Source organism: Mesorhizobium sp. M1006 (genome assembly GCF_040318825.1).
In the GTDB taxonomy this organism is placed as follows: domain Bacteria; phylum Pseudomonadota; class Alphaproteobacteria; order Rhizobiales; family Rhizobiaceae; genus Mesorhizobium.
Window position 1 is genome coordinate 1 of record NZ_JAMYMZ010000100.1, and the last position, 6,770, is coordinate 6,770.

General features: G+C 54.5%; 7 protein-coding genes. All 7 read left to right on the forward strand.

What is annotated here, in order from left to right; genetic code table 11:
• Positions 1-17: 17 nt before the first annotated feature.
• The 7 genes from NKH60_RS35280 (at position 18) to NKH60_RS34380 (ending at position 6,572) form a co-directional block, all read left to right on the forward strand.
• Positions 18-173, forward strand: coding sequence for a hypothetical protein (locus tag NKH60_RS35280; RefSeq protein WP_502907811.1), 156 nt, complete (start codon positions 18-20; stop codon positions 171-173).
• Between the two features lie 193 nt (positions 174-366).
• Positions 367-777 carry a hypothetical protein gene (locus NKH60_RS34350; RefSeq protein WP_352875030.1) on the forward strand — a complete coding sequence of 137 codons (411 nt, stop codon included), beginning with the start codon at positions 367-369 and terminating at the stop codon, positions 775-777.
• A 1,644-nt stretch (positions 778-2,421) separates the two neighbouring features.
• Complete coding sequence (locus NKH60_RS34360) at positions 2,422-3,594, forward strand: ABC-three component system protein (protein ID WP_352549732.1); 1,173 nt, start codon at positions 2,422-2,424, stop codon at positions 3,592-3,594.
• A complete protein-coding gene (locus NKH60_RS34365; protein WP_352549730.1) occupies positions 3,591-4,076 on the forward strand; it encodes a three component ABC system middle component in 486 nt (161 codons plus the stop codon). Before NKH60_RS34360 ends, NKH60_RS34365 begins: the two co-directional genes overlap by 4 nt.
• Positions 4,076-5,017, forward strand: coding sequence for a hypothetical protein (locus NKH60_RS34370; RefSeq protein WP_352875032.1), 942 nt, complete (start codon positions 4,076-4,078; stop codon positions 5,015-5,017). Before NKH60_RS34365 ends, NKH60_RS34370 begins: the two co-directional genes overlap by 1 nt.
• A complete protein-coding gene (locus NKH60_RS34375) occupies positions 4,924-6,042 on the forward strand; it encodes a DUF3732 domain-containing protein (protein WP_352875034.1) in 1,119 nt (372 codons plus the stop codon). Before NKH60_RS34370 ends, NKH60_RS34375 begins: the two co-directional genes overlap by 94 nt.
• Positions 6,043-6,287: 245 nt before the next feature.
• Positions 6,288-6,572 (forward strand): hypothetical protein, encoded by a 285-nt coding sequence (locus NKH60_RS34380; protein ID WP_352875036.1) that lies wholly within the window; start codon positions 6,288-6,290, stop codon positions 6,570-6,572.
• The last annotated feature ends 198 nt before the right edge of the window (positions 6,573-6,770 follow it).

Sequence of the window (6,770 nt, forward strand, 5' to 3'; positions counted from 1 at the left end):
GGCGGATCGACTATCTGATGCGCGTTTCTTCTCCTTCCATGGCTGCGTATCAGAATTTCATGGAGGGACTGCTGCAGGCAGGCTTAGGGATCAATCAATACTACAGCCTTATCGTGACGAAACCAGTGAAATCCAATTCACCAATCCCTTTGTCCGCACTAAGTCAACGGTAAACTCCCGAAGCCGTGGTTTCCACGGCGATTGGTGCCGATCCAGCGAATTCGTCGGCTAAAGACATGCATTTCCGTGAAACTCGAGAGGCGTTTGCCGGTATGCTTTCAAGAGTTAATAAAGCGCCCTGCGAATTGGATTTAAAAACCGCAGGGGGTTCTCATGATCAGAATACTAAAAGCGGAGGAGAGTTTGATGTCCACGTTTTTTACGAAGGCGGCAATCGCCGCGAGTTTTCTGTGGTTTCTGTCAATCTCGGCTTTAGCTGAGGATGTCGGGACAATTGACCTCAGTGATGCGAAGGGTTGGGTTGACAGGCAACCGCCACCTCCAGACGGCCTCCACATTCGCGAAGTGAAGATCTGGGCCCCGACCCCCTGCCACCACGCTGTGATGAAAGCCGCCGGAGAATCAAAGTCTAGTCCACCTGTACCTCAGTTTGAGGTCACGATTGAGGAGCCCGCAACAAACGTTGTCTGCGTCCTTGTTGTTAGTAAAGTCACCGTGGAACCATTCGATGTAGACGATTATACGGGCGGCTTGCAGGTCCAGATTTTCTACAGGGGCCACGAGGGACAGCTACTCGAGTTGCAAGAGGTTCACTGAAGGCCCGCGAGTAAAAAATGCCCGCCGGCATTCGCCCGGCGGGGCTAGTTTGCCGCGCGGCGTGGTTTAGGCAAACTGGCGGAGGCGCAGCTGTTCTAAAAGCTATCCTCATTGCAAATATACGTTGGTAGTTCTAGCGTGTGCGACCGATCCCGTTGAGCACCGTAGAGCGGGAATTCTCCCACTTCCTGTCAGAAAATTGCGGGAAATGTGCGCGGACAGCGAGAAAACGCCGAATTCCTGCGACGATGGGCGGTTATTCGCGCAACGCGGTCCGTTTGGCGCTGCTATACTCACGAAGCGGGCATTGAGCAGCCGTTATCGAGGATTGCCTAGAAGGACGGAAACTGGGGAATAGAAATCACTGAAAGCAGCCTGATTACTGAAGGTCGAATGTTCCGGCAAATTGCTGGTGATCGACTGAAGTGTTTGCCGGGCAGCTTTGGCGTTGCCCTTGCCGAAGCAGCCCAAATAAGAAACCATTTGGCCGGAAGAAGGTGATTTCCATATCCGAAATGGCACATTCCAGGTTTAGGTGGAGATCATCAAGTAGTGGGAGCGCAAAATACCAGAGAGATTTGAGTGCTAAGATTCCGTTTGAGAATTGGTTCAATGGCTGTTCTGCGCATCAAAAGACTGCCCACGGCGACGTGGATCATGGCTTCGGAGAGGTCGATGGGTCGTTCGTAGTCGCGCACGAGACCATAGCGCCCGTCGTATTCGATTGCATGCGCTAGACCCGACCGTCCAGTCGGTGTCGGCTAAGCGGGATTCCCAAAAAGGGCTCATCGGCGGCTCCTTCCGAAGTGCTTAGGTCCGCACCTCCGGGATCGAAGCCTGCCGCCGATGCGAAGGGCGCCTTGACCAAGGCGCCCTTCATTCTAGAGCGTCGAGCATTCTGACTGAATCGAACGGATTGCCGTCGTGTAGCGACGACCTGCTGTCAGAAAATCTGGATTTGAATATCACGTCGGGGGATGTTGTTGTCTACAGAGCGGTACAGCGGCTTGGGACTTCCACTGTCATTCGTTCTTGATTGCTGAAACGGAAGACGAAGGTGGTTGCCGGAGAACCGAATGACGTGCGATTGAAAAACGTTGACAGCCAATGGATTGTCCAGGTCGTCGAAAATGGCAAAATAACTCGGCATTTATTCGACGCTCAAGCCGTTGCCGAGAGCTACGCCGAAGGCCAGCGAATTAGGCTCGGCCTGCCTGGAAGGCCACCGATCAGTTGACAAGCGTTGAACCTGGATTAGCAGAAGAACCCGGTGGATGAGCGCCCTAAGAGGCTTCGCGAAACACCAGACTTCATCATCAACGATGTACTCGACCTCGCCGAGTACTCCGATCGCCGTATTGTCACTACCCTAGTTGATACGCACGGAGTTCGCCTTCGTCTCCACCTCACAGTCGTGACCTCAGAATTGCTTTGCGAGCGAATTGCCAACGCGCTGGAGCGCCGGTACGGCGAATAGCGACCTAAGAGTCCTCTCTGTCTAGTGGATGTGGCGACCGTGTGGATAAGATCAGATCGGTAGTACAAGCTGCTCGTCCGATACTAAGCCGCCTGTTAGGGTAGCGCATACTTTATTGAAATTCTGAGGGTAGGGGCGGGGAACTGCATAGGTCCGCCGCGGGGCACATGAGCGTAGAAGACATGGTAAGACCGGTGAAGACATCCGCTCCTGGACAATATCTGGGATACGCGGTGCAGCCAGTACGATTCTGCTACCACTTACTGCGCGCCGCCCATGGAGAGCTGGTGTCGCTTGAATATATGGACGACGTCGCTATCCATCGTCCTTCGGGTCAAGTGGCACTTGAGCAATGCAAGAGCTCAATTCGGCCGAAGCTCATTACCGACAAATCAATTGACCTTTGGAAGACCTTCGGCAACTGGGTGGACATATGTGCTGCCCACGGGCTGGAACCGGGGAACACAGAGTTCATCCTCTATGTGGCTCCCGGGGAAGCTGGTCCCATCGTCGAAGCCCTTCACGCGGCAAACACGGATGACGCGGCTAACGCGATCATCACCAAACTCAAGAGTTGGCTGACCCCAAGTACGGTAGGAAAGGGATTCGGCGAACATCTCCAAAGATTCCTGGTTGCCGGCGATCCCGCATGCGCTGCAATCATCAAGAAATTTAGGTTCGATGCCGAGACGGACCCACTGGATGGAATCCGCGAGATTTTGCGCGCCACTATTACCGAGTCAGCTGTAAATGACTTTTGCAGTGCTGCGATTGGACGTGCCAAGGAGGACGCCGAACGCCTAATCCGAGATGGCAAGTCGCCAGTCGTCGATGCGCAAGCGTTTCGGCGTCGCTTTCAAGCGTTTGTGCGAAAACACAATCTTGCAGGCCTGCTCAACTCGACGACCGCTGCACCTGGTACGGCGGACATAGAAAAAACCATTGCGTCGGCACCAATGTTCGTCCGCCAGCTCGAAGCGGTGGAGCTCACCCCAGAGCTTATCGTCGGTGCTGTGAGCGCTTGTCTGCGCTCGACTGCCGACAAGATCAAATGGGCTGCCGACGGTGACATCGTCGAAGACAGCCTTGATGAGTTCGACGCGGGCTTGCAGCAGCGCTTCTCGCTCGTACGCGACGAAGTCGAGGACCTTCATGCCGCGCACGATCCCAAAAAGCGCGGCCGATTGGTCTACAGGCGTTGTGCTACCGTGCAGATGCCACTTGAAGGACGGACTCTGCCCAATCACTTCGTCGAGGGAGCATACAACGATCTGGCGAATGATCTTCGTGTCGGTTGGCATCCGTCGTATCAAGATATCCTTGGGAAGAATTGGGCATGACGGAGAGACTCTCAGCCGTTGAGCTGGTTCAAAACCCAGCGTTCGGTTCGACGATCCTTTGGAATTTCATTCATGGGTTCCAGGAGGAATCCATGGATCGCCTTCCGAATATGGAATTGATGTTTCTTGTTTTTCCGATCGTCATGCACACGCAGACAATGGAAGTGGTCACATCCACGCGGGTCGGATCAGGATTAGGGAAGTTCGTCGCCAATCTTTCAGAAAATCGTGAAGACCTGCTTGCCCTTCACGATCGCGCCCTCGCGATGCGGCTTTTTACTCTCGAGTCCATCGGCACGGGTGTTGCGAGCAAAATCGTTAGCCTTGATTACGCGACTGCAACGTTGCGCGCGAATGAAGTCAAGCTTCCTAAGCCACCTGAGAGGTTAAAAGCACACGGTCCGGCAGCAGAAAAATTGGGCCGGTGGATAGCGCGCGTCCCGGCAAATCATGCCTTCTCCATCCTACAGGTTCATCCCTGATGCATTTTCAGATTCTCAAACTCATCCTCTGGCCCAAAGGCGATTTTGCGCCGCGCGAAGTTGAATTCGAACCAGGTATGGTCAATGTCATTAGCGGTGCATCAAAGACCGGCAAGTCCGCTGTCATTCCGATCATCGACTATTGTTTGGGATCGGGAAAATGTCGAATTCCCGTCGGAACCATCCGAAATGCCTGCGCGTGGTTTGGCGTTTTGATCGAGACGCTGGATGGACAGAAATTGTTGGCCCGGCGAGAGCCGGGGGATGCGCAGCAGACTGGTGACATGTTCGTCCTGGAAGGAGGCGCTATCGAAATTCCGAACCGCATCGACCAGAAGAACGCAACGGTCGATGAAGTGAAGCGAATGTTCGACCGCCTTGCTGGACTGTCACAGCTACGGCTTGATCCCGATGCCTCTGAACAAAGTTTCCAATCCAGGGTCAGTTTTAGAGACCTGACAGCCTTCATGTTCCAACCGCAATACATAGTCGCCAATCCGATGGTGCTATTCTTCAACGCGGACACAACCGAGCACCGCGAGAAACTGCGGGCGATCTTTCCTTACGTTGTTGGGGCTTTGACCCCTGCGATGCTGGCCGCTCGCTGGGAAATTGACAGGCTTCAACGGCTACTGCGCAGAGCAGACAGTGATCTGTCGGGCATTCGCCGAGGCGTCCGAGCGTGGCAAGCTGAAACACAAGCGTGGATGCGCCAAGCGATCGAATTTGGTCTACTGCCTGTAGGCACCATCGTCCCCGAGGAGTGGCCCGAGACCGCCTTTTGCGTCAGGTGGTGCAATCAGATACGCGTCTCGCCAATACCACGGTCGACTCCATCGAACCAACCTTGGTTCAACTTGAGCAGCTACGTCAGGGAGAGTCGGCTGCAGCAGCGCTCGTTTCTCAACACAGGCAGCGTCTCAATGAAGTTCAAAAACTGATCGAGAGCAGCTCTAGCTATGGGGCCGCAATTCGCATTCAGCGCGATCGTCTCAGTATCGCATCATGGCTGAGCAGCTTTGCCGGTCGAACGGACGATCCTATCGCCGCACTGACAGGCTCCGGCCGTGAGAAACTCGACCAACTCACTGAGGCGCTATCCGGAATAGAAATTGAGCTGCGAAGCCAGCCTCTTCTTTCTGACACGTTCGATCGAGAGCGACTTCGGCTGCGCGGGCTCGTTGAAGAGTCCACAGCTCGTTTGAGTGGCATCAGGCAAGAAATTTCTATTCTCGAACGCAGGTCCGATGAAGTCAGCAAGGCAATTTATCGCTCCGACCGCATCGAACGCTTCCTCGGCAGACTGGAGCAAGCGTTGGTCACTTATGATCGCGCGGACGAAACGTCCGAGCTCAATGCTCGCGTTCAGCAGCTAACTGAGCAAATTGAAAAGTTGCGGAAGATTTATTCTGAGCAGCAAGTGAAGGCTCAGACCAACAACGCTCTTCGGATCATAGAGAATTTTGCGGCACAAATTATCCCAACGCTCGACGCAGAATGGAAGGAAGCTCCTATCAAGCTTCTAATCGACGATCTCACAATTCGTGTCATTCATGCGGACCGTTCGGACTTTCTCTGGGAGATAGGCAGCGGCGCCAACTGGCTCGCCTACCACGTTGCATTAACGCTGGCGCTCCAACGGTTTTTCCTCGAAGAGGGCAATCATCCTGTCCCGGCGCTTCTAATTTATGACCAACCAAGCCAAGTGTATTTCCCACGAAATCTCGATCAGGGCACTGATGACGTCCCAGTGCGCATCCGAGACGTGGATATTTCTGCCGTTCGCGCCGTGTTCGAAGCCCTCGGCAGAGAGGTTGTGCGTGCAAAAGGCCGTCTACAGGTGATCGTTCTCGATCATGCCGGGTTTGACGTCTGGGGCGAGATCGAAGGTGTGACGCTTGCTCAGGAGTGGCGCGACAACACAAAACTGGTTCCGCCGGAGTGGCTAGGATCGGCGCAACAATGATTGATCGTGGGGGGTAGCGGCCCGTTTGGCTGGCTAGTCTAACGAACGAGGGCCTGGATCGAACCAAGCGCTACGCTCGCGAGAACGGGATTAAGAAAATGATCATTTGCCCCAAGTTGCCGGGTTGAGGGGTGTGCGATGCCGAATGTCTCGCGCCTTGTGCAAAGAATTCATTTTGAAGATTTTGTGGGGCCGAATTCGAGAGGCTCGTCTTTGCATATCATGTCCGGGCCGGATGGACCGAGATGGCCTGGTATGGGCAAGCCGGGGGCGACCACGGGCGCGATATCTTCGGAAGTCAGTTGCTTGACGATGGCACGCGCTGCCGGGCGGTCATTCAATGCGTCAATCGTAGCAGCCTTACCCAAAACAAGGCTGAGCATGACATGCAGAGGATGCTTTCCTCTCCCTCGAAGATTGATGCACTCAAATTCGTAACGCGCGGCGCGGTGTCCGCAACGCGCCGAGACGCCATTCAAACATTTGCCAAAGCAAACGGCATAAAAATCTATCAATCTGGTCAGGCGTAGAGTTCGAGGAACATCTGCGCCTGATCGGCGAAGATCTTCTTAGGCGCTTTTGCGCTGGGGAAGTTTTTCCAGATAGGGCTGACGAATTGCTCCGTTTTGCCGACGACTTATCGGCCGTGACGTTGCCCCCAGTTTCTATCCAGTTTTGAGTTCGTTTCCGGCGTGGGTTGTGCCCTGCTGGGCCGGTGAAGCGACGGG